This window comes from Burkholderia sp. FW306-1C-G01B (genome assembly GCF_058781685.1).
This window is the reverse complement of sequence record NZ_JBYSWZ010000008.1, coordinates 269,065-290,743: the sequence shown is the minus strand read 5'-3', so window position 1 is coordinate 290,743 and position 21,679 is coordinate 269,065. Positions and strand designations below refer to the sequence as shown.

The following is a 21,679-nucleotide window of genomic DNA, read 5'->3' as shown; positions in this document are numbered from 1 at the left end:
ATCGGCTGCCGAAGCCCTCGCAAAAAAATTGCGGAAAGGGCTTGTCAGCTCAGAAAAGATCGTTTTATAATCTTTTCTTTCCCGGACATGACCAGCCGGGAAGTGCAGTAAAACGGAGAGGTGGCAGAGTGGTCGAATGTACCTGACTCGAAATCAGGCGTACGGTTTCCCCGTACCGTGGGTTCGAATCCCACCCTCTCCGCCAGAATACGAAACCCCTTGATTCGGAAGGATCAAGGGGTTTTTCGTTTTGGGTCTGCGGCGCGATGTGCCGATTGCCGTTGCAGTGACAACGGTTTAGCCATCGGCACATCGGACGTGCTGATGCGATGACGACGAACTGCGCGCACGATCGTGGCGATTGCGCGAATCGGCCTGTGCATCGTCGCGCTTGCCGCCTTCAGCCGGGCTGTCGTAGTACTCGACTACCTGTGCGTCGCGCCAGCACAGCCGTCGATCGAGAGCGATCTCGTCCGGTTCGACGCATTGCCCGGCTTTCCTGGCCGGACCTGTATCGCTGGTGAGCACGCACGCCGAGCTGCACCTTGTGCTCGAGTTCGCCTATCGCAGCAGCATCGTGCAACTGATCGCCGTACCGTTCGTCCTTGCGAGTACGTGGCGGCATGACGATCTCGCCGAATTCATCGCGTTGTTTGCATGCGCGCTGCTTGCCGTTGTCCTCGTCTCGAACTGCCGCGACAGACGGGCAGCATGCGGCGCATCCCACCTGACCGGCCAGCGCTGCACCGCCGGTCTTCGCCACATTCCTTAGTTTTAAGCCTTCTCGTCCCGCGCCGTTAACACGGTGCGGCGGCCGGCGCCCGTGCCGAGCCGCGTCGTCCCCCGTCGATTCAAGGTCCCATGAAGCTGAGCTACAAGATTCCCCTCGCATTCGCCGTCGCGCTGCTGCTGATGTTCTGCGGCGCGCTGTACGGCATCCACATCCTCAACCGGTCGATCGATACGTTCGCCGAAGACGTTCAGACGAACGTCGGCGACGAACGGCTCGTATCGGCCACGCTCTTGCAGTTCAAGCTGCAGGTGCAGGAATGGAAGGACACGCTGCTGCGCGGCAAGCAGCCCGACAAGCTCGACCATTACTGGCAGGCATTCCAGACGCGCGAGCATGCGGTCGCTTCGCTCGCCGCTCAGCTCGTCCGTCAGTTGCCGCCTGGCGACAGCCGCTCGCTCGTCGAGCAGTTCATGCGTGCGCACACGGCGATGGGCGACGGCTACCGGCGCGGCTTCGACGCGTTCAAGGCGGCCGGCTTCGAGCCATCGGCCGGCGATGCCGCCGTCGCGGGCGTCGACCGCGAACCGGCTGCGCTGCTGGAGCGGGCCGCGAAGTCGATCGCCGACGAGAGCGCCGCCGTGTCGGCGCAGGCGAGCCGGGACGCGCAGCGCGCGACTACCGCGAGCCTCGCGCTGATGCTGGTCGTGCTCGGCGTCGCGATGGTCGGCGCGTTCCTGTTCAGCCGTGCGATCCTGCGTCCGCTCGACCGTGCGGTGGCGTGTGCGCAGGCCGTCGCCGGCGGCGACCTGACGCGCGACGTCGATGCAACCGGCCGCGACGAGATCGCCGATCTGCTGCGTGCGCTGCAGGCGATGCAGACGAGCCTGTCGGGCGTCGTGCTCGAGGTGCGGACGCATGCCGAAGCCGTCGCGACGGCGAGCGCGCAGATCGCTTCGGGCAATCACGATCTGTCGTCGCGCACCGAATCGCAGGCTGCGTCGCTCGAGGAGACGGCGGCCAGCATGACCGAACTGACCGGCATCGTGCGCCAGTCGGCCGAACACGCGCAGCATGCGGCGCAGCTTGCGCGCGACGCATCGAACATCGCGTCCGCAGGCGGCGGCGTGATGACGGACGCCGTCCGCACGATGAACGGCATCGCCGACAGCGCGGCAAAGGTCGGCGAAATCATTGCGGTAATCGACGGCATCGCGTTCCAGACCAACATCCTCGCGCTGAACGCGGCCGTCGAGGCGGCACGCGCGGGCGAGCAGGGGCGCGGCTTCGCGGTCGTCGCGGCGGAGGTGCGCACGCTCGCGCAGCGCAGCGCGTCGGCTGCGAAGGAGATCAAGGGGCTCATCGAGCAATCGACGCAGCGGGTCGACGAGGGTGCCGTGCTGATTGGCCGCGCGGGAGAGTCGATTCACGAGATCGTCGACGCGGTGCAGCGCGTCACGACGATCGTCGGCGAGATCTCGTCCGCGTCGCAGGAGCAGAGCGGCGGCATCCAGCAGGTGAACGTCGCGGTCACGCAGATGGACGAAGCGACACAGCGCAACGCGGCGCTCGTCGAGCAGGCCACGGCCGCGACGCAGGCGCTGGCCGAGCAGGCGAGTGCGCTGCGGCACGCGGTGGCCGTGTTCAGGTTGCCGGAAATGGCGTGACGGCGTCGCCGTCGCGCCTGGCTCCAACGGAATCGGATGCCGGTGCGGCGGCGGTTTTCAGCGGCGCGCGACGTGGCGAGCATGCGCCGGTTCCCGCCGGCCCGTCATCCGCAATCACGCCGCGGCCGGATACTGCGCGAGCACCCGGGCGCGAATCGACGGCTTGATGTTCGATTGCGCCATGTCGCCGCCGTAGTGCGCGACGACGCGCGGATTCATCACCCGATACCAGAGCGGCGGCACGTACGCGAACAGGATCATCGTCGCGTAGCCGGCCGGCAGTTGCGGCGAATCGTCGAAGTGGCGCAGCGCCTGGTACGAGCGCGTCGGATTCGCGTGATGGTCGGCGTGCCGCTGCAACTGGTACAGGAACAGGTTGGTGACGACGTGATTGCTGTTCCACGAATGCTGCGGCGTGCAGCGCTCGTAGCGGCCGCTCGGCAGCTTGCGGCGGCCGAGCCCGTAGTGCTCGACGTAGTTCACGACTTCGAGCAGCGACGCGCCGTAGACAGCCTGGATCACGAGGAACGGGATCACCACTTTGCCGGCCATCGCGATCGCAATGCCCCACACGACGACGGTCATCGCCCACGCGTGCAGCACCTCGTTGCGCCAGGTCCACGGCGAATGCCCGAGCCGCTCGAGGCGTGCCTTTTCGAGCCGCCATGCCGAGCGGATGCTGCCGGTCACGGTGCGCGGCAGGAACGCCCAGAACGACTCGCCGTAGCGTGCGCTCGCCGGATCTTCGGCCGTCGCGACGCGCACGTGGTGGCCGCGGTTGTGCTCGACATAGAAGTGGCCGTACGCGACCGGCGCGAGCGTGATCTTCGCGAGCCAGCGTTCGAAGCGGTTCGTCTTGTGCCCGAGCTCGTGCGCGGTATTGATCGAGATGCCCGTCGCGGCGCCGAGCGACAGCGCAAAGCCGACGTAGTCGTACCACGCGAGCGTGTGCGTGCCGACGATCCATACGCACAGGAAGAACGCGACGTACTCGACGAGCGTCGCGAGATAGACGATGAACCGGTAATAACGCTCCCGTTCGAGGTGCGGCACGACGGCTTCGGGCGGATTGTCGCGATCGTCGCCGATCAGCGTGTCGAGGATCGGGATCACGCCGAACGCGAACAGCGGGCCGAACCACCAGAACACGTGAAGGCCCGTCGACAGCGCGAGCTGGGCGGAGAGGATCGGCAGCGTGATCGTCAGCGCGCCGAGCAGCCACAGATATCGCTTGCCATCCGACCAGCCCGAAGCCGATCCGTCGGTCATTGCCATTGTCTCCCTCCAGTCGGCCGGCCCGGTGGGCGGCCGCATGCACGGTTGTTCGAATCCTCGCTGGTCCGCGACACGCGCGGTGGCGCCGGATCGTCGTCCGGTTCTGCCTGTTATACGACCTGCGTACACGCTTTCCAAACCCCGGCGCTAGGCGCGAGGCTCCAAACGAAGGGGCGCGTGCGACGCGTGCCGGGAAGGGCCGGCGCGCGCCGATTGAAACATGCCGGGGCGGCCGGATCGGCCCGCGTGATCCGCGTGTTTATCAGATGATTGGCGCGGTGTGGCGCGCGCGGGTATCGCCCTGCGGGCTTGCAACGAATGTTGCAACGCAATAAGCAAAATGGGGCTGGTATCGGCGGGGCACCTGTTTCGGCTACATATATTACGGATCACTACAGCCTTCGGGACGAGATGCAAAGCGCCCGAAACGCGTCTGCCGCGTATAGCAAGGCGAACGAAGCGAGGCGTCGAACGAAGAGGCCGCGGCTGCCGTCCGTCGACACGCGTCGATATGCCGATGCTGCATCTGCACACCGGTTGGTACACGCCGCCGGCGACGACGCCTGTCGCCTTTCGATTCGCGCCGCCGTTTGAAAATAACGATTTGACTCATGCCCCGCTTTCGGTTGAAGCTACTAGCTTGCTGTCCGAAGGGGGCTGTGCCTGCATGAGTTCGACCTTGACCGTTCGTCGTATCGTTGCCGACCAGGGCGGCGTGTATCGCGAACTCCGCGCCGCGTCGCTGCGTGAGCCCTATGCACCCGGCGAAGCGCCGGAGGCCGAATTGCTGAACGTCGAAACGGACGCAGCGTCGGCGATTGCCGCGCAGCGTGCCGTGTCCGACGAGTCGACGACTTTCCTGCTGTACACCGAAGGCCATCCGGCCGGCATGATCGGCGCGTATTTCGACAACACGCCCGACCGGCGTGCGTTCGTCAGCGAGCTGTGGGTCGCGCACGCGGTACGTCACCTGCGCGGCGGCGTGCTGCTGCTGGAAACGGCCACCGCGTGGCTCGCCGAGCGCGGCGCCCGGGAGGTCTATGCATGGATCGCCGATGCGAACCGCAACGCGATCCGTTTCTACGAGCGCGCAGGTTTCGGCAACACCGGCGAACACGCGCCGATCGCGCGGATGCCCGGCGCGATGAAATCGCTGTTCGTGTCGCAAGTGAAGCACTGACGTGACGCCCGCGCGGCGCGATGAAGGTCTGGTCGCCCGCCTGCCTGCCCATCTGCGGGTTGCGCGCCCGCCCGGGCCATCGCAACCCGGTGTCCCAAAAATAATGGCCGCGCGCGTGGACGCCTGTAAAATACGCAAAAAATTTTTGCAGAGTGTCCATGTCGCTTAAAAAATCGCCATTCTTCGAGCTGCGCAGCGGATCGGTCGATACGTTGCTGTTCACCGTGAAGACGACCGATCTCGACGCGTTGCGTGCCGAACTGGTCAAGCGCTTCGAAGCGACTCCCGAGTTTTTTGCCGACGATGTCGTCGCGATCGACGTCCGCCGCCTGGCGGACGGCGAGCGCGTCGCGCTGGCCGATATCCGCCAGATGCTGAACGACGTGCGGATGCGTCCGGTGGGCGTGGTCGCATCGGCAACGCAGGGCTGGGCGGCGGAAGGCGGCCTGCCGTTGCTCGAGGCGCGCGATCGCCGCGCGCCGGCCGCGAAGCCGGACGAGGGCTCGGAAGCGTCGCCGGTCGCCGAGGCCGTCGTCGCTGCGGCCGCCGCGGCGGCACCCGAACAGGCGTCCGAGCCGGCGCCGGCGTCGAACCAGACGGGCGGACAGACGCTCGTGATCGACCGGCCGTTGCGTTCGGGGCAGCAGATTTACGCGAAAGGAGACCTCGTGGTGCTTGCGCCGGTCAGTCACGGCGCGGAGATCATCGCGGAAGGCAATATCCACATCTACGCGCCGTTGCGCGGCCGCGCACTCGCGGGCGTGCACGGCAATCACGACGCGCGCATTTTCTGCACGTGTCTCGAACCGGAACTGATTTCGATCGCGGGTATCTATCGAACAACCGAGAACCCGTTGCCCGCCGAAGTACTGGGCAAAGCGGTGCAGATCCGGCTCGAAGAGGAAAAACTGATGATCGAACCGCTGCGCCTGACGTAATTCACGCGGTGCGCGCCGGATCGATCGGCTCTCATTGACGAACACAGGGTATTGGGTAAATGGCAAAAATCATCGTGGTGACCTCGGGCAAGGGCGGCGTGGGCAAGACGACGACGAGCGCGAGCTTTGCGTCCGGTATCGCGCTGCGCGGCCACAAGACGGCCGTGATCGACTTCGACGTCGGCTTGCGCAACCTCGATCTCATCATGGGCTGCGAGCGCCGCGTGGTGTACGACCTCGTGAACGTGATCCAGGGCGAAGCGAACCTGAACCAGGCGCTGATCAAGGACAAGAAGTGCGAGAACCTGTTCATCCTGCCGGCGTCGCAGACGCGCGACAAGGATGCGCTGACGCGCGACGGTGTCGAGAAGGTGCTGAACGACCTGGTCGCGATGGACTTCGAATACATCGTCTGCGATTCGCCGGCCGGCATCGAGGCCGGCGCGCTGCACGCGATGTACTTCGCGGACGAAGCGCTGATCGTCACGAACCCGGAAGTGTCGTCGGTGCGCGACTCGGACCGCATTCTCGGCATCCTGTCGTCGAAGACGAAGCGCGCGACCGAAGGCAAGGATCCGATCAAGGAGCACCTGCTGATCACGCGCTACAGCCCGAAGCGCGTGAGCGAAGGCGAGATGCTGTCGCTCGAGGATATCAGCGAGATCCTGCGCATCAAGCTGATCGGCGTGGTGCCCGAGTCGGAAGCCGTGCTGCACGCGTCGAACCAGGGCCTGCCGGCCGTGCACATCGACGGCACCGACGTCGCCGAAGCGTACAAGGACGTCGTCGCGCGCTTCCTCGGCGAGGACAAGCCGCTGCGCTTCACCGATTACCAGAAGCCGGGCCTGCTGCAGCGCCTCTTCGGCAGCAAGTAACGGAGGCCGCCCATGTCCATCCTTTCGTTTCTCCTCGGCGAGAAGAAGAAGTCCGCATCGGTCGCGAAGGAGCGCCTGCAGCTCATCATCGCGCACGAACGGGTCGGTGGCCGGCCGCCGGCCGACTACCTGCCGGCGCTGCAGAAGGAACTCGTCGCGGTCATCTCGAAGTACGTCCATATTTCGGACGATGACATCCGCGTGAGCCTCGAGCGCCAGGACGATCTCGAAGTCCTTGAAGTGAAGATCGAGATTCCGCAAGCCTGACGCTTGCCTGTCCCTCCGCACGGCGGCCCCGCCGCCGTGCGCGTCTTACGCCCTGTTGCACTTTCGGGCACGCCGTAACAACGCGTCTGTCGGCCGTTATCGGTCCTCCCGCATTGAACGAATACGCTTTGCGTTACTTGTTCAACCAGGAGGTTGTGATGGCTGTCTCCACCGTTCACCGTCGTATCGTTTCGCTCGCGCTGTTTGCCGCGGGCCTGTCAGCCGTCGCCGCGCCGTTTGCCGCGCATGCGGACGAGATTCTCGTCGGCGCACCCGTGATCGCGCCGCAGGGCCGCGTGGTCGTCGCCGAACCGGTCGCCGTGCGCGCCGAGGAAATCGTCGTCGTCGCGCCGAATGCGCCGCCGCCCGTGCGCTACGAGGTCCTGCCGACGGCGCGGGTGGGCTATGTGTGGGAGCGCGGTCACTGGCACTGGGATCATGGCCGCTACGTGTGGATCGGCGGTCACTGGGAAGCCGAGCGCGTCGGTATGCGCTGGGTGCCGGGCCACTGGGATCAGCGGGGTCCGAACTGGTTCTGGACCCGCGGCCACTGGGCGTGACGGAGGCGCGTGATGAAAAGAACCGCAATCGCCATCGCGCTCGTCGCGATCACGCTGGCCGGGTGCATCGTCGTGCCGGCGCGGCCCGTCTACTACCGGCCGGCACCCGTCGTGATTTACTGAGCGTCGCGCGGGCCGGGCTGCGCCGGGTCGTCGTCGTGCGTCGCCGTTGCGCGTGCCGCGTGCTCGCCCGGCGCAGCGGCGGCCGGTGCGTCGCTGCCTTCGTCGCGCAGCGTGTCGAGCGGATCGGCGGGCGCGGCGGTCGCATCCTGCGGCTCGGTGACGCCGGTCGCGGCCGCCGCACCCGTCGCGGTTGCCGCGGCCGCAACGGGCGGCGCGAGATAGCGCTGGGCGAGCGTTTCGTAGAGCGGCGGCGCGAAAAAGCGCGACACGCGGCTCGACACCAGCGCGGTGGCCATCAGCGAAATCACGAGCGCGTGGCCGTTGATCATCTCCATCACGATCACGAACGACGTGATCGGCGACTGCGTGACGGCCGCAAGATAGCCGACCATCGCGAGCGCGATCAGCATCGGCAGGCTCATGTTGCCGAACACGACGTGCAGCAGGTTGCCGAACCCGGCGCCGATCGACAGCGACGGCGCGAAGATCCCGCCCGGGATGCCCGGCAGGTACGACGCGACCATCGACACCATTTTCAGGAACGGGTAGAACACCGACAACTGCTCGCGGCCGTCGAGCAGGCCGCGCGCCTCGGCGTAGCCGCTGCCGAACGTCGTGCCGCCCGACACGAGGCCGACGACGGCGATCGCGAAGCCGCACAGCGCGGCAAACGCGATCGGACGCTCGCGATACAGGCCGAGGAGTTGCGCGGGCAGCCAGCGCCCCGTGTTGAGCAGCAGCCAGCAGAACAGGCCGCCCGCGATGCCCGTCACGATCGCGGTGACCAGCACCGCGAGCGCCAGCAGCTTCGGAAAATGGAGGCCGGCATCGATCGTGCCGAAATACGTGTAGTTGCCGTTCAGGCCGAGCGCGACGACGCCGGCGAGGATGATCGCGGTGATCAGCACGCCGCTCGCGCGCGCGGAGAAGCTGCGGGTCAGCTCCTCGATCGCGAACACGATTCCGGCGAGCGGCGTATTGAATGCGGCCGACAGCCCGGCTGCCGCGCCGGCCAGCACCAGCTGGCGTTCGATCTGCGCGTTCGAGCGCGGGTAGAAGCGCCGCAGGTTGAACATCAGCGCCGCGCCGACCTGCACGGTCGGCCCCTCGCGGCCGATCGTGAAGCCGCCCAGGATGCCCAGGAACGAGACCAGCACCTTGCCGAACAGGATGCGCAGCGTCAGCAGCCGGGCGCCGAATGCACTCGGGCGCGCATGCAGCGTTGCGATCACCTGCGGGATGCCGCTGCCCTCGGCGCCGCGGAAGAACCGGCGCGTGATCCACACCGACAGGGCGGCGATCGCCGGCGTCAGCAGCAGCGGCAGCCACGTGGCATGATCGCGCATCGTGCGGAACGTCTCGTAGCCCCAGTCGATCAGCCGCGCATAGAGCACGGCCGCGAGGCCGACGACGATCGCGCCGAGCCAGAAAACGCCGTACTGGCGCCAGATGCGCAGCGAGCGGCGGGTGAGAGCAGGAAACAGCGCGGGAAGGGCGGGGCGTGGCATCGGCGCGGGCCGGAAGGCAAAGACCGCATTATAAGAAGGAACCGGAGCCACGCCGGGGCGACAGCGTTTCGCAAGCTTGATGCATTTTGTTGCAAATGTAATGCTGAAGTAATGTTCGCGCGCGGCAACCGTCGCTAGCATGCCGAAATGGTCGTCAATCCCCACATATCGTGAAACGCATCCTCATCGTAAAAGTGACGTCGCTCGGCGACGTCGTCCAGACGCTGCCCGTCGTCGCGGACCTGCATCGCGCCTTTCCCGGCGTGACGATCGACTGGGCCGTCGACGAATCGTGCGCCGAGGTCGTGCGCTGGCATCCGGGCGTGAGCGCCGTCCTGTGCGCGCCGCTGCGACGCTTCAAGAAACTCCGGAATGTCGGCGACCTGAAGGCGATCTCGGCGTCGATCGGTGCGTTGCGTGCGCACCGTTACGATGCCGTCATCGACCTGCACGGCGTCTACAAGAGCGCGATCATTTCGGCGCTGGCGCGCGCCGCACGCCGCGTCGGCTACCAGACTCAGGATCTCGGCGAAACGGGCGCACGCTTCGCGTATTCGCATCGCTTCGGCCCGCGGCCGGACTGCGACGCATGGCACGGGATGCGCGTGAGCGCCGGCGAGGCGCTCGGCTACGTGCCCGAAGGCGTCGCCACGTACGGCATCGTCGCGCCGCAGGATGCGAGCCTGCCGGCCGCCGTGACCGACGGCGCGCCGTTCATGCTGCTGTTCCATGCGACGTCCAATCCCGACAAGAAATGGCCGGCCGACCACTGGGCCGCGCTCGCCACGCAGATGATGGCGCGTGGCGTGCGCGTGCTGGTGCCGTGGGGATCGGCTGCCGAGCATGACGATGCGCAGGACATCGCCGCGCGCGCGCCGGGCGCGATCGTGCTGCCCGCGATGACCGTGCGCGAACTCGGCGCGGCGCTCGGCCGGGCCGCGCTCGTGGTGGGGGTCGATACGGGGTTCGTGCATATGGCGCACGCGCTGCAGCGGCCGACCGTGATGATTTTCGTCGCGACGTCGCGTCACCATTGCGGCATCGGCGGCGCACCGAATGCACTGTCGATCGGCGAGCCGGGCACGATCCCGTCCGTCGAGCAGGCGCTCGACGCGATCGATACGGTCGACCCTGCGTATGGCGCGCTGCGCGCGCGGCTGACGGCCTGACGCAGCGGGGCGGGCCGGTTCAGGCCAGCAGCGCCTCGACCGTTATGACGGCGGCGATGGCCGCCAGATTCGCCAGCAGCGCCTCGAACACGAGGCCGCGCCATGTCTTCGGCCGGAAGCGCAGCGCGAGCAGCAGCGCGCCACCCAGCGCGAGCGCGAGGATCAGGACGAGATCGGCATTGCCGAGGCGGATGTTCATGGCGCGGCTCCTTCGGGGCGGGATCCCGGGGGCGCGCTGCGGCGCGCCCAGGATCGAGTATAGGTAGCGCCGGTCGCCGCACAACCCGGGCCGTCCCGGAGTCTCAGACGAGCGACGCGTCGCGCGTTTCGCGCATCAGCAGCACGCCGACCAGGCTGATCGCCGCCGCGACCGATACGTAGCCGCCGACCCACGACAGCCCGCCGCGCGCAGCCAGGAGTTGCGCGATATACGGCGCGATCGACGCGCCGAGAATCCCGCCGAGGTTGTACGCGACGCCCGCGCCCGTGTAGCGGACGTTGGTCGGGAACAGTTCCGGCAGCAACGCGCCCATCGGCGCGAACGTCACGCCCATCAGGAACAGTTCGATCGTCAGGAACAGCGCGACGAGCGGCATCGAGCCGCTGCCGAGCAGCGGTTCCATCGCGAAACCCGACAGCAGCGCGGCGATTGCGCCGACGACGAGCACCGGCTTGCGGCCGAAACGGTCCGATGCCCACGCGGAAAGCGGCGTCGCGAGCCCCATGAACACGACCGCGAAACACAGCAGGCCGAGGAAGCTCTGGCGCGGAATATGCAGCGCCGACACGCCGTACGACAGCGAGAACACTGTCGAGATATAGAACAGCGTGTAGCAGACGACCATCGCGAGCGCGCCGAGCAGCGTCGGCTGCCAGTGTTGCGTGACGAGCGTCGCGACCGGCACGCGCACGCGCTCGTTGCGGTCGAGCGCTGCCTGGAACGCGGGCGTTTCGGTGATCTTGAGCCGCACGTACAGGCCGAGTGCGACGAGCACCGCGCTGACCAGGAACGGGATGCGCCATCCCCAGCTGCGGAACTGCTCGTCGGACAGCGACAGCGCGAGCGCGAAGAACAGCCCGTTCGACATCAGGAAGCCGACCGAGGGCCCGAGCTGCGGGAACATCCCGAACCAGCCGCGCTTGCCCTGCGGTGCGTGCTCGGTCGCGAGCAGCGCAGCGCCGCCCCATTCGCCGCCGAGGCCGATCCCCTGGCCGAAGCGCAGCACGCACAGCAGCACCGGCGCGAGCGTGCCGATCGCGTCGTAGCCGGGCACGAAGCCGATCGCGGTGGTGGACACGCCCATCACGAGCAGCGACGCGACGAGCGTCGATTTGCGGCCGATGCGGTCGCCGAAATGCCCGAACAGGAACGAGCCGATCGGGCGCGCAATGAACGCGATGCCGAACGTGACGAATGCGGACAGCGCCTGCGCGGTCGCGGAGCCGTGCGGGAAGAAGACGGGGCCGATGACGAGCGCGGCGGCCGTCGCGTACACGTAGAAATCGTAGAACTCGATCGCGGTGCCGATGAAGCTCGCGAACACGATGCGCCGGTGGCTGACGGCGCCGGCCGAGCCGGTTGCGTGTGCAACGGCCGGGGGGGATGCGGACATGGATGTCTCCGTTTTGTCGTTGGGGCGGTCGGCTGTGCGTGCGCTCGGGCAGGCGGACGTCTGCCGATGGGCAGCCGAGCGGATGATGCGGTGGTGGCGTGGACGCGCGCCGTGGCGCGAACGTCACCCGCCGGTCGACGATGGAGACGGGTATGTCGCCGCCGCCCGGTGCCGGCGTGGTCGGCTCGCATGCCGGGTGGGGCGCGCGAACGCGCGCGCGGCGTGATGGCCGCGCGATTGCGGAAAATTATAGCCAGCGCCGCCGCATACCGGCAATTGCGACGCGGCGGGTGGTCAGTCGAGCGATTGCGCCTGCGCGGACGCAGTGCTTTGCAACTGGAAGTGGCCGTCGTCGTTGAAGAGCCAGCCTTCCATCATTTCGATCTGGCCGTTGCCGTCGAGCAGTCGCGACGGCGGCGCAGGCAGCGGCGCCGAGCGGCGCAGCGACGCGAGCGCGAGCGCTTCCGCCTCGCTGTCGCCGTTGCTGCGATAGACGGAGGCGTTGACGAGGCGGCCGTCGCGATCGACGGTGAATGCGACGACGACGAGCGAGCGGAGCATCGCCTGCGGTGTGCCGTGCAGTACGCCGGACGGATTGCGTTCGGCAACGCGTTGCGCGATCTCGACGCGATACTGGGCGCGGCTCGCGCTGCGCGTGATCGACGGAATCGTCAGGACCGGGTGAAGCGACGGCGGCGGCGTGATCGTGCATGCGGCAAGCATGGCGACGACGGCCAGCGCAGCAACACGCAGCCGGTCGACGCGCGGAGTAAGAACGGGGCGCATGGGAGATAGCCAGAAGTGACTATAAAAAAATGATAGGCGTACGCACGCGAGTCGATATCGGGAGAAACGCATAACGCGCGATGCGAGACGTTGCAATCGCTGATGATGACGTCCGGACGCCGCACCGCGCGTCGCGATGTGACGTGACATGTGACAGCGCGTCCGACTCGCTCGCGTTACGGCAGAGCATGCGCATGCCGGCGCGCATGTTGCAAGTTTGAAAGCTTGAAAGGCGCGGCACGCGAGTCGCGCGCAGGCTCGCGTCGATCGTCCTGCGGCGCGCAGCGGTCGCCGAATGCAGCACCGCGACCGACGTCCGCACAATCACATGCGATGTCGTTTGTCCGCTTCAGAAGCCGTGCGTGACGAGCGACAGCACCGACAGGTCGGGGTGCGTGCCGTCGATGATGCTCTTGCCGATGTGCACGGCTTCGCGGACCGCTTCATCGATGCTCGCGAAGCTTTCCTCGCCGTCCGCATGGAACGGCACCGCGTGGCCGGGCAGCGCGGGATTCGCGCCTGGATGGCACACGTAGCCGGTGTACGTGTAGCGCGTGTCGTTGCCGGGCGCGGCGGCCGGCACGACATGGATCTCGAAGCCTTCGTAATCGACGTGATCCGTCGGTGTCGACAGTTCGGTCATGGCGATCTCCGTGTGCCGCGCGCAGGGGTGGCGCGTGCGGCATCGAGTACGCGGCGGCGGTCGTGTCGCCGTGTTGAACGAATTCTAGGTGATCGCGGGGCGGCCCGGGAGGCTTCCGGCGCGGCGCGACAGCGGCCGTTACGCGGATTGGGTTGTGCACCGCCGCGAGCGCACGTTCCGTCTCGACGGACACGCTCGCGCGCATGGCTGCGTCACTGTTTGCAGCGCGCGTCCTTTCGCTGCACGACGACGATCACCGGGTACTTCTGGCCGTGGTCGAGCTCCACGCGCGCCACGACGGTCAGCGTCGCCGGAGCGGAATCGTCGTATACGCTGACCTGTTCGTTCCGGAGGTAGGTCACGCCGGTGCAGTTCGACGTGCGACCGTCGTCCGACACCTTGCACTGGAGATCGTTGTCCTTCAGGTAGTTGTAGGGCGACGGGCTCGCGAGGTATTCGCTCAGGCCGCGCGGCGAGCCGCCGACGCCGGTCACGTACGCGATCGCGCACGACGCCGGTGCGCCGCTGCCGGAGGCGGTATCGGCCGCAGCGTGCGTGCTGACGGCAGCCAGCACGGCGACGAGCGACGAGACGATGAAGGGTTTCATGACGTGGGTTTCCCGTTTCGCGAATCGGAGCGCCGGATTGTAACGGCATCCGGTGCGATGCGTCGGAACGTTGGGGAGGGGCGTGCGGACAAACAAAAACCCCGTCATTCAGCGAATGGACGGGGTTTGGCGAATTTCCTGGCGGAAGCGGTGAGATTCGAACTCACGGACAGTTTCCCGTCGCTGGTTTTCAAGACCAGTGCCTTAAACCGCTCGGCCACGCTTCCACGCGAGGCGGCATTGTAACCGAAATGCCGCCGCTGTCGACCGGAGTCGGCATCGCTTCAATCGTCGCGCAGGAACAATTCCTGCAGGTCGTTGAGGAAACGCTGGCCGAGCGGCGTCGGCGCGATCTGCGTGAAATCGCGCGTGATCAGCCCGCGCCGTTCCGCTTCCTTCAGCGCCGGCTCGATCGTGCTCATCGGCAGGCCCGTGCGTTCGGCGAAGCTGTGCACGGGGAAGCCCTCGACCAGCCGCAGCGTGTTCAGCATGAACTCGAACGGCAGGTCGCGCGCGCCGACTTCACGCTCTTCCTGCACGGCCGCGCCGGCCATCGCCTGCTCGATGAAGGTCGCCGGATGCTTGTAGCGTGCCTGCCGCAGGATCCGGTTCGGGAACGACAGCTTCGTGTGCGCGCCCGCGCCGATCCCGAGATAGTCGCCGAAGCGCCAGTAGTTCAGGTTGTGCTTGCACTGATGATTCGGCTTCGCATAAGCGGAAACTTCGTAGCGCCCGTAGCCGGCCTCGGCCGTGCGCGCGTGGATCCATTCCTGCATGTCGGCCGATGCATCGTCGTCGGGGACGACCGGCGGGAACTTCGCGAACAGCGTGTTCGGCTCGAGCGTCAGGTGGTACAGCGACAGATGCGGCGGCGCGAACGACAGCGCGGTCTCGATGTCCGTGCGGCATTCGTCGAGCGTCTGGTTCGGCAGCGCGAACATCAGGTCGAGGTTGAAGTTGTCGAAGTTCTTCGCGGCGATCTCGACGGCCGCGCGCGCCTGCGCGGTGTCGTGAATCCGGCCGAGCACCTTCAGGTGCGCCTCGTTGAAGCTCTGGATCCCGACCGACAGCCGGTTCACGCCGCTCGCGCGGAACTGCGCGAACTTCGCGGCCTCGAACGTGCCCGGATTCGCCTCGAGCGTGATCTCGGCGTCGGCGTCGAGCGGCAGCAGCGCGCGCACGTCGGACAGCATCCGGTCGAGACCGGCCGCCGACAGCAGGCTCGGCGTGCCGCCGCCGATGAACACGGTATGCACCTGCCGTCCCCACACGAGCGGCAGTGCCTGCTCGAGATCGGCGCGCAGCGCGTCGAGATACTCGGTTTCCGGGAACCGTTCGCCTTTCCACTCGTGCGAGTTGAAATCGCAGTACGGGCATTTGCGCACACACCACGGAAAATGCACGTACAGCGCGAGCGGCGGCAGCGACGTGAGCCGCACCTGTCCGGGTGACGTGAACGTCGCGACGACGCGCGCGCCGGTTTCCGCTGCCTGGCTCATGCGACCTCCCGCAGCGGATGGGTATCGGGCATGGTCATGCCTCCTCCGCGAGCCGCGCAAGCAGCGCCTTCAGCGCAAGCGCGCGATGACTGTGCGTGTTCTTCACGGCCGGCTCGAGTTCGGCTGCCGTCGCGCCGAGCGACGGCAGGTAGAAATACGGGTCGTAGCCGAATCCGTGCTCGCCGCGCGGCGCGTCGACGATCTCGCCGGCCCAGCGCCCTTCGGCGAACAGCGGCTCGGGATCGTCCGCATGGCGCACGAGCGCGAGCACGCAGCAATAGTATGCGCGCCGGTCGTCGACGCCGCGCAACTGCTCGACGAGATACGCGTTGTTCGCCGCGTCGCCGTTGTCGCGGCCGGCGCGCTGCGCGTAGCGCGCCGAATAGACGCCCGGCGCGCCGCGCAGCACGCGCACGCACAGGCCCGAATCGTCGGCGATCGCCGGCAGCCCGGTGAGCCGCGACGCGTGCCGCGCCTTCGTCAGCGCGTTCTCGATGAACGTGCCGAACGGCTCGGCTGCCTCGGGCACCGCAAGGTCGCCCTGCGGGACGATCTCGATGCCGACCGTCGAGAACAGCGCGGTGAATTCGCGCAGCTTGCCGGGGTTGTTCGACGCGAGAACGATGCGCGACAGCGGCGCGATGGTGCGATCGTCAGGCATGGCCGGCGCCCAGGACGTCCTTCTGCAGTTGCACGAGCTCGGCGATCCCGCCCTGCGCGAGGTCGAGCAGCGCATTCATCTCGGCGCGCGAGAACGGCACGCCTTCGGCCGTGCCCTGGACTTCGACGAAGCCGCCGGCGCCCGTCATCACGACGTTCATGTCGGTGTCGCAGCGCGAATCTTCCGCGTAGTCGAGGTCGAGCACCGGTGCGCCGTCGTACACGCCGACCGAGATCGCGGCGACGTGGTCGGTGAGCGGCGAGCGCGTGAGCTTGCCGGCCGCGATCAGCTTCGACACGGCGTCGTGTGCGGCGACGAATGCGCCGGTGATGCTCGCCGTGCGCGTGCCGCCGTCGGCCTGGATCACGTCGCAGTCGATGTGGATCGTGCGCGGGCCGAGCGCCTCGAGATCGAACACCGCGCGCAGCGCGCGGCCGATCAGGCGCTGAATTTCCTGCGTGCGGCCCGTCTGCTTGCCGCGCGCGGCTTCGCGGTCGCTGCGCGTGTGCGTCGCGCGCGGCAGCATCCCGTACTCGGCGGTCAGCCAGCCTTGCCCGCGGTCGCGCAGGAATTCGGGCACGCGCTCGGCGACGCTCGCGGTGCAGAGCACCTTGGTGTCGCCGAATTCGACCAGCACGGAGCCTTCCGCATGTTTCGTGTAGTGGCGCGTGAGGGCGACCTTGCGCAGTTCGTCGGCGCGGCGGCCGCTCGGGCGGGAAAGGGAGGACGTCATGTGGGAATCGCGGAAGGAGAGGAAACCCCGATTTTAGCGCCGAACGGCGGGCTTGCCCGGCGGGGTGGTCCGCAAAAATGGGATAATGCGCGCTTCCCGCCCCGCGCTTGTCCGATGCGCCGGGCGCCTCGACATATCCCCGCCCGCGAGGGCAACCAGACGGCGAGACGAACCATGATCTACAGCATGACGGGCTACGCGAGCGCGACGCGCGAACTCGCAACGGCCACCGGCAACGGCGGCACCAGCGTGTCGGTCGAACTGCGCACCGTGAACTCGCGCTTCCTCGACCTGAATTTCCGGATGCCGGACGACGTGCGCGCGTGCGAACCCGCGCTGCGCGAAATGCTGATGAACAAGCTGTCGCGCGGCAAGGTCGACGTGCGCATCAACCTGCAGCGCGGCGAACAGAGCATCGGCGCGGGCGCGTTGAACCAGTCGGCGCTCGGCCAGCTTGCCGATCTCGAGCGCGCGGTGCTCGACTCGTTCCCGGGCGTCGGCCGCCTGCGCGCGGGCGAGATCCTGCGCTGGCCCGGCGTGATCGCGGAAAGCGGCGTGTCGGCCGACGCGATCCGCGACGCGGTGCTCGCATGCGGCAAGGAAGCGATCGGCGAGCTCGTCGTCGTGCGTTCGCGCGAAGGCGCGCAACTGGCGACGATGCTGCTGTCGAACGTCGCCGAGATGGAAGCGATCGTCGCGCGCATCACGCCGCTCGTGCCGGAGCTGATCGCGAAGCATCAGCAGAAGATCGTCGAGCGGCTGCAGGAAGCGCTCGGCATCGCGGCGCCCGAAGGCAGCGCGCCGATCGTGACGCGCGAGGAAGCCGCGGAACGCATTCGTCAGGAAGTGACGATGTACGGGATCCGGATCGACATCGCGGAAGAGCTGTCGCGGCTCACCGCGCACCTTAACGAAACGCGTCATGTGATCGAGAAGGGCGGCCGCGTCGGCAAGCGTCTCGACTTCATGATGCAGGAGCTGAATCGCGAAGCGAACACGCTCGGCTCGAAGGCGGCGGCGAAGGAACTCGCCGACGCGTCGATGGCGCTCAAGCTGTTGATCGAGCAGATGCGCGAGCAAGTGCAAAACCTGGAGTAACCGAGATGAAACAACCCCCACGCTCACTGCGTTCGCTCGGGGGGGCGCAGCCCCCCCGTCTCCGCCGGGCGCTTCCATCGAAGTGCCGGGCGGCCCGGCGGAGGCTGACATGACCCAACCCACTCACGACGGCCACGCCGCGCATTCGCTGCACGGCGGCGTCTATCCCGGCAACCTGTTCATGGTCGTCGCGCCGTCGGGCGCCGGCAAGTCGACGCTCGTGAATGCGCTGCTGTCGAAGGACAGCGACATCTGCCTGTCGATCTCGTACACGACGCGCAAGCCGCGCCCGGGCGAACAGGACGGCCAGCATTACCACTTCACGACCGTCGACGATTTCCGCACGCGTCACGCGGCGCACGAATTCCTCGAGAGCGCGGAAGTGCACGGCAACTACTACGGCACGTCGCGCGTCTGGATCGAAGAGCAGATGAAGAACGGCCACGATGTGCTGCTCGAGATCGACTGGCAGGGCGCATTGCAGGTGAAGAAGCAGTTCCGCAACGCGGTCGGCATCTTCATCCTGCCGCCGTCGCTCGACGCGCTCGAGGAGCGTTTGAAGAAGCGCGGCCAGGACGAGCCGAACGTGATCACGCGGCGTCTTCTTGCCGCCGGCAGCGAGATCGCGCACGCGTCGGAAGCGGAATACGTGGTGATCAACGAGAATTTCGAGCGTGCGCTCGCGGAGCTCGAATGCATCGTCGCGGCGACGCGCCTGCGCTTTGCTTCGCAGTACGCGCGACACGCCGAGCTGTTCATCGAGCTTGGCATCCATCTGCCCCACGCGGAATGACGCGGGGCACGAGGGACATAAGGTAGAATAAGCACTATATTCAGAAGGAATTACCAACATGGCTCGCATTACCGTCGAAGACTGCCTGAAGCAAATCCCGAATCGCTTCGAACTGGCGCTCGCCGCCACCTATCGCGCGCGGCAGCTCGCGCAAGGCCATACGCCGAAGATCGAAAGCCGCGACAAGCCGACCGTCGTCGCGCTGCGCGAGATCGCCGCCGGCCAGGTCGGCGTCGAGATGCTGAAGAAGGTGCCGGTGTAACGCGCATCCGGCCCGTTCCAGCCATGTAGTCCACGCGCGCAACGACTCGACCTGGAGGCGAATATGAGCACCACCCCATCGTCCGCCTCCGCGGATTCGACCACCGAAACCACGGCCCGGTCGCCTGCGCGCCAGTACATCGACGCGGTCCTCGAACAGTCCTTCCGGCATCTGTTCGGGCCGACCGCCACTCCGGAGCAGCCGCGCAAGCATGGCGTCGTTTCGATCGCGAAACTGACGGCCGCGCTTGCCGAGTATCTCGCTCCGGACGAAATCAAAGAGGTCAAGGCGGCGTTCCACTTCAGCGACGAAGCCCACCTCGGTCAATACCGCCAGAGCGGCGAACCCTACATCACCCATCCCGTCGCCGTCGCGGAAATCTGCGCCGGCTGGAAGCTCGACGCGCAGGCCGTGATGGCCGCGCTGCTGCACGACGTGATGGAAGACCAGGGCGTGACCAAGAACGAGCTGGCCGAACGGTTCGGCCCGAAGGTCGCCGAACTGGTCGACGGCCTGTCGAAGCTCGACAAGATGGAATTCCGCAGCCGCGAGGAAGCGCAGGCGGAAAATTTCCGCAAGATGCTGCTCGCGATGGCGCGCGACGTGCGGGTCATTCTCGTCAAGCTCGCCGACCGCCTGCACAACATGCGCACGCTCGGCGCGGTGCCGATGGAAAAGCGCCGCCGCGTCGCGCGGGAAACGCTCGACATCTACGCGCCGATCGCGCACCGGCTCGGGTTGAACAACACGTATCGCGAGCTGCAGGACATGAGCTTCGCGAACTTCAACCCGCATCGCTACGCGACGCTCGAGAAGGCCGTGAAGGCCGCGCGCGGCAACCGCCGCGAAGTGATCAGCAAGATCCTCGAGGCCGCGCAGCGCGCGATGGCCGACGCGAAGATCGACGCCGAGATCACCGGCCGCGAAAAGACGATCTACAGCGTCTACCGCAAGATGCGCGACAAGCAGCTGTCGTTCTCGCAGGTACTCGACGTGTACGGCTTTCGTGTCGTCGTCGACAGCCCGCTCGACTGCTACACGTGCATCGGCGCGCTGCACTCGCTGTACAAGCCGGTGCCCGGCAAGTTCAAGGACTACATCGCGATCCCGAAGATCAACGGCTATCAGTCGCTGCACACGACGCTTGTCGGCCCGTTCGGCGCACCGATCGAGTTCCAGGTGCGCACGCGCAAGATGCACGAGATTGCCGAGGCGGGGGTCGCCGCGCACTGGCTGTACAAGAACGGCAGTGCGGATCTCAGCGACGTGCAGAAGCGCGCGCACCAGTGGCTGAAGTCGTTGCTCGACATCCAGAGCGAAGCCGGCGATTCGAGCGAATTCCTCGAGCACGTGAAGATCGACCTGTTCCCCGACGCGGTCTACGTGTTCACGCCGAAGTCGAAGATCATGGCGCTGCCGCGCGGCGCGACGGCGCTCGATTTCGCCTATTCGATCCACAGCGATCTCGGCAACCAGTGCGTCGCCGTGAAGATCAACAACGAGCTGCTGCCGCTGCGCACCGAGCTGAAGAGCGGCGACATCGTCGAGGTGATCACCGCGCCGTACTCGAAGCCGAACCCCGCGTGGCTCGGCTTCGTGCGTACCGGCAAGGCGCGCTCGGCGATTCGTCACTACCTGAAGACGATGCGCCTGAACGAATCCGTGCAGCTTGGCGAGCGGCTCGTCGACCAGAGCCTGAAGGGCTATGGTCTCGCGCTGGCCGACGTTGCGCCTGAGGTGTGGGAAAAGCTCGTGCAGTGGACGGGCAACAAGAGCCGTCAGGAAATTTTCGCGGACATCGGCCTCGGCCGCCGCGTCGCCGCGGTGATGGCCAAGCGCATCGAGGTGCTGATGAGCGGCCGCGACGCGGACGACGACCTGCCGAAGTCCGAGCGGCATCCGGCGCATCATGCGCCGCCGGTCGTGATTACCGGCACCGAAGGGATGTCCGTGCAGTTGTCGGCATGCTGCCGGCCGATTCCGGGCGATGCGATCATGGGCTACATCGGCATCGGCCTGGGGATGGCGATTCATACGACCGATTGCCGCGTCGCGCAGCGCATCCATCGCCGCGATCCGGGCCGCTGGATCGACGTCGAATGGGCGCCGCAGCCGGGCCGACTGTTCGATGTCGCGGTGAAGGCGCTCGTGAAGAACACGAAGGGCATCTTTGCGCGCGTCGCGGCGGACATCACGTCGGCCGACGCGAACATCGTCCATATCGCGATGGACGAGGATCTGACACACGAATCGACAGTGCTGCGTTTCGTGATCCAGGTCAGCGATCGCGTGCATCTCGCGAACGTGATGCGGCGCGTGCGAACCAATCCGGACGTGATGCGGATCATGCGCGAGCGCTCGACCGACGACGGCGCGCATGCGCGCCACGACGGCGGCATGCGCATCGAGCGCGAGCGGCAGGATTATTGACGCGTACCCTCGAGGGCGATCGTTCAACGGCGGCTGATGGCCGCCGTTTTCATGTGCGTCGTGGAGCGAAGGTGCGGCCTTGCCGGCGCTCTTCCGAAGCGCGTCGGCTCGCAAATCGGGGCGCGAGTGACGGGAGAGGGGAGGCAGAAAAGAAAAAGGGCCTTCCCGGAGGAAAGCCCTTTTAAGGTGGCGCGGCTGGCAGGATTCGAACCCACGACCCCTTGGTTCGTAGCCAAGTACTCTATCCAACTGAGCTACAGC

General features: G+C 66.9%; 22 protein-coding genes and 2 tRNA genes. 13 read left to right on the top strand and 11 right to left on the bottom strand.

What is annotated here, in order from left to right; all coding sequences use genetic code 11:
* Nucleotides 1-114: 114 nt before the first annotated feature.
* From AC3WLY_RS18335 to AC3WLY_RS18325, 3 genes are all read left to right on the top strand, one after another.
* Nucleotides 115-205: transfer RNA gene (locus AC3WLY_RS18335), tRNA-Ser, on the top strand.
* Nucleotides 206-520: 315 nt separating this feature from the next.
* Nucleotides 521-772: a hypothetical protein gene (locus AC3WLY_RS18330; protein ID WP_492309634.1), complete on the top strand. Its 252-nt coding sequence runs from the start codon at nucleotides 521-523 to the stop codon at nucleotides 770-772.
* Nucleotides 773-861: 89 nt separating this feature from the next.
* Nucleotides 862-2,397: a methyl-accepting chemotaxis protein gene (locus AC3WLY_RS18325; protein ID WP_492309633.1), complete on the top strand. Its 1,536-nt coding sequence runs from the start codon at nucleotides 862-864 to the stop codon at nucleotides 2,395-2,397.
* 114 nt (nucleotides 2,398-2,511) lie between these two features.
* On the opposite strand, the gene AC3WLY_RS18320 is transcribed toward AC3WLY_RS18325, so the two are convergent.
* Complete coding sequence (locus AC3WLY_RS18320; RefSeq protein ID WP_310137107.1) at nucleotides 2,512-3,672, bottom strand: fatty acid desaturase; 1,161 nt, start codon at nucleotides 3,670-3,672, stop codon at nucleotides 2,512-2,514.
* A 517-nt stretch (nucleotides 3,673-4,189) separates the two neighbouring features.
* Between AC3WLY_RS18320 and AC3WLY_RS18315 the strand changes: the two genes are divergently transcribed.
* From AC3WLY_RS18315 to AC3WLY_RS18295, 5 genes are all read left to right on the top strand, one after another.
* Nucleotides 4,190-4,852, top strand: coding sequence for a GNAT family N-acetyltransferase (locus tag AC3WLY_RS18315; RefSeq protein ID WP_492309632.1), 663 nt, complete (start codon nucleotides 4,190-4,192; stop codon nucleotides 4,850-4,852).
* Between the two features lie 158 nt (nucleotides 4,853-5,010).
* Nucleotides 5,011-5,790, top strand: a complete 780-nt coding sequence (minC, locus tag AC3WLY_RS18310) for a septum site-determining protein MinC (protein WP_175963670.1) — start codon at nucleotides 5,011-5,013, stop codon at nucleotides 5,788-5,790.
* A 59-nt stretch (nucleotides 5,791-5,849) separates the two neighbouring features.
* Complete coding sequence (minD, locus tag AC3WLY_RS18305; protein ID WP_034182973.1) at nucleotides 5,850-6,665, top strand: septum site-determining protein MinD; 816 nt, start codon at nucleotides 5,850-5,852, stop codon at nucleotides 6,663-6,665.
* A gap of 12 nt (nucleotides 6,666-6,677) precedes the next feature.
* Nucleotides 6,678-6,932 carry a cell division topological specificity factor MinE gene (gene minE / locus AC3WLY_RS18300; RefSeq protein ID WP_006476634.1) on the top strand — a complete coding sequence of 85 codons (255 nt, stop codon included), beginning with the start codon at nucleotides 6,678-6,680 and terminating at the stop codon, nucleotides 6,930-6,932.
* Nucleotides 6,933-7,090: 158 nt separating this feature from the next.
* Nucleotides 7,091-7,492: a YXWGXW repeat-containing protein gene (locus tag AC3WLY_RS18295; protein WP_175963671.1), complete on the top strand. Its 402-nt coding sequence runs from the start codon at nucleotides 7,091-7,093 to the stop codon at nucleotides 7,490-7,492.
* Between the two features lie 116 nt (nucleotides 7,493-7,608).
* Here AC3WLY_RS18295 and AC3WLY_RS18290 read toward each other — a convergent pair whose 3' ends face one another.
* A complete protein-coding gene (locus AC3WLY_RS18290; protein WP_492309631.1) occupies nucleotides 7,609-9,123 on the bottom strand; it encodes a chloride channel protein in 1,515 nt (504 codons plus the stop codon).
* Between the two features lie 170 nt (nucleotides 9,124-9,293).
* Between AC3WLY_RS18290 and waaC the strand changes: the two genes are divergently transcribed.
* On the top strand, nucleotides 9,294-10,292 hold the full coding sequence (waaC, locus tag AC3WLY_RS18285) for a lipopolysaccharide heptosyltransferase I (RefSeq protein WP_492309630.1): 999 nt from the start codon (nucleotides 9,294-9,296) through the stop codon (nucleotides 10,290-10,292).
* Between the two features lie 19 nt (nucleotides 10,293-10,311).
* Here waaC and AC3WLY_RS18280 read toward each other — a convergent pair whose 3' ends face one another.
* The 9 genes from AC3WLY_RS18280 to rph all read right to left on the bottom strand — a co-directional run bounded on the left by AC3WLY_RS18280 (nucleotide 10,312) and on the right by rph (nucleotide 16,835).
* Entirely contained in the window at nucleotides 10,312-10,491 is a 180-nt protein-coding gene (locus AC3WLY_RS18280; RefSeq protein ID WP_034182977.1) for a hypothetical protein, read from the bottom strand.
* Between the two features lie 103 nt (nucleotides 10,492-10,594).
* A complete protein-coding gene (locus AC3WLY_RS18275; RefSeq protein WP_072436102.1) occupies nucleotides 10,595-11,905 on the bottom strand; it encodes an MFS transporter in 1,311 nt (436 codons plus the stop codon).
* 294 nt (nucleotides 11,906-12,199) lie between these two features.
* Complete coding sequence (locus AC3WLY_RS18270) at nucleotides 12,200-12,691, bottom strand: TonB family protein (protein ID WP_175963674.1); 492 nt, start codon at nucleotides 12,689-12,691, stop codon at nucleotides 12,200-12,202.
* Nucleotides 12,692-13,040: 349 nt separating this feature from the next.
* Nucleotides 13,041-13,334 carry a hypothetical protein gene (locus AC3WLY_RS18265; RefSeq protein WP_175963675.1) on the bottom strand — a complete coding sequence of 98 codons (294 nt, stop codon included), beginning with the start codon at nucleotides 13,332-13,334 and terminating at the stop codon, nucleotides 13,041-13,043.
* A gap of 212 nt (nucleotides 13,335-13,546) precedes the next feature.
* Entirely contained in the window at nucleotides 13,547-13,942 is a 396-nt protein-coding gene (locus AC3WLY_RS18260; protein ID WP_492309629.1) for a hypothetical protein, read from the bottom strand.
* 139 nt (nucleotides 13,943-14,081) lie between these two features.
* Nucleotides 14,082-14,169: transfer RNA gene (locus AC3WLY_RS18255), tRNA-Ser, on the bottom strand.
* A 57-nt stretch (nucleotides 14,170-14,226) separates the two neighbouring features.
* A complete protein-coding gene (gene hemW / locus AC3WLY_RS18250; RefSeq protein ID WP_492309628.1) occupies nucleotides 14,227-15,441 on the bottom strand; it encodes a radical SAM family heme chaperone HemW in 1,215 nt (404 codons plus the stop codon).
* Between the two features lie 34 nt (nucleotides 15,442-15,475).
* The gene (gene rdgB, locus AC3WLY_RS18245) at nucleotides 15,476-16,102 is read right to left on the bottom strand and encodes an RdgB/HAM1 family non-canonical purine NTP pyrophosphatase (protein ID WP_175963677.1); all 627 of its coding nucleotides are present in this window, start codon (nucleotides 16,100-16,102) and stop codon (nucleotides 15,476-15,478) included.
* Entirely contained in the window at nucleotides 16,095-16,835 is a 741-nt protein-coding gene (rph, locus tag AC3WLY_RS18240; protein WP_175963678.1) for a ribonuclease PH, read from the bottom strand. The genes rdgB and rph overlap by 8 nt, the downstream gene beginning before the upstream one ends.
* A gap of 174 nt (nucleotides 16,836-17,009) precedes the next feature.
* On the opposite strand from rph, the gene AC3WLY_RS18235 reads away from it, so the two are divergent.
* The 4 genes from AC3WLY_RS18235 to AC3WLY_RS18220 all read left to right on the top strand — a co-directional run bounded on the left by AC3WLY_RS18235 (nucleotide 17,010) and on the right by AC3WLY_RS18220 (nucleotide 21,418).
* Nucleotides 17,010-17,933 carry a YicC/YloC family endoribonuclease gene (locus AC3WLY_RS18235; RefSeq protein WP_034182984.1) on the top strand — a complete coding sequence of 308 codons (924 nt, stop codon included), beginning with the start codon at nucleotides 17,010-17,012 and terminating at the stop codon, nucleotides 17,931-17,933.
* Between the two features lie 109 nt (nucleotides 17,934-18,042).
* Nucleotides 18,043-18,726, top strand: coding sequence for a guanylate kinase (gmk, locus tag AC3WLY_RS18230; RefSeq protein ID WP_111017610.1), 684 nt, complete (start codon nucleotides 18,043-18,045; stop codon nucleotides 18,724-18,726).
* Nucleotides 18,727-18,784: 58 nt separating this feature from the next.
* On the top strand, nucleotides 18,785-18,988 hold the full coding sequence (gene rpoZ, locus AC3WLY_RS18225; protein WP_006025620.1) for a DNA-directed RNA polymerase subunit omega: 204 nt from the start codon (nucleotides 18,785-18,787) through the stop codon (nucleotides 18,986-18,988).
* Nucleotides 18,989-19,051: 63 nt separating this feature from the next.
* Nucleotides 19,052-21,418: a RelA/SpoT family protein gene (locus tag AC3WLY_RS18220; protein WP_175963679.1), complete on the top strand. Its 2,367-nt coding sequence runs from the start codon at nucleotides 19,052-19,054 to the stop codon at nucleotides 21,416-21,418.
* Nucleotides 21,419-21,679: the final 261 nt, after the last annotated feature.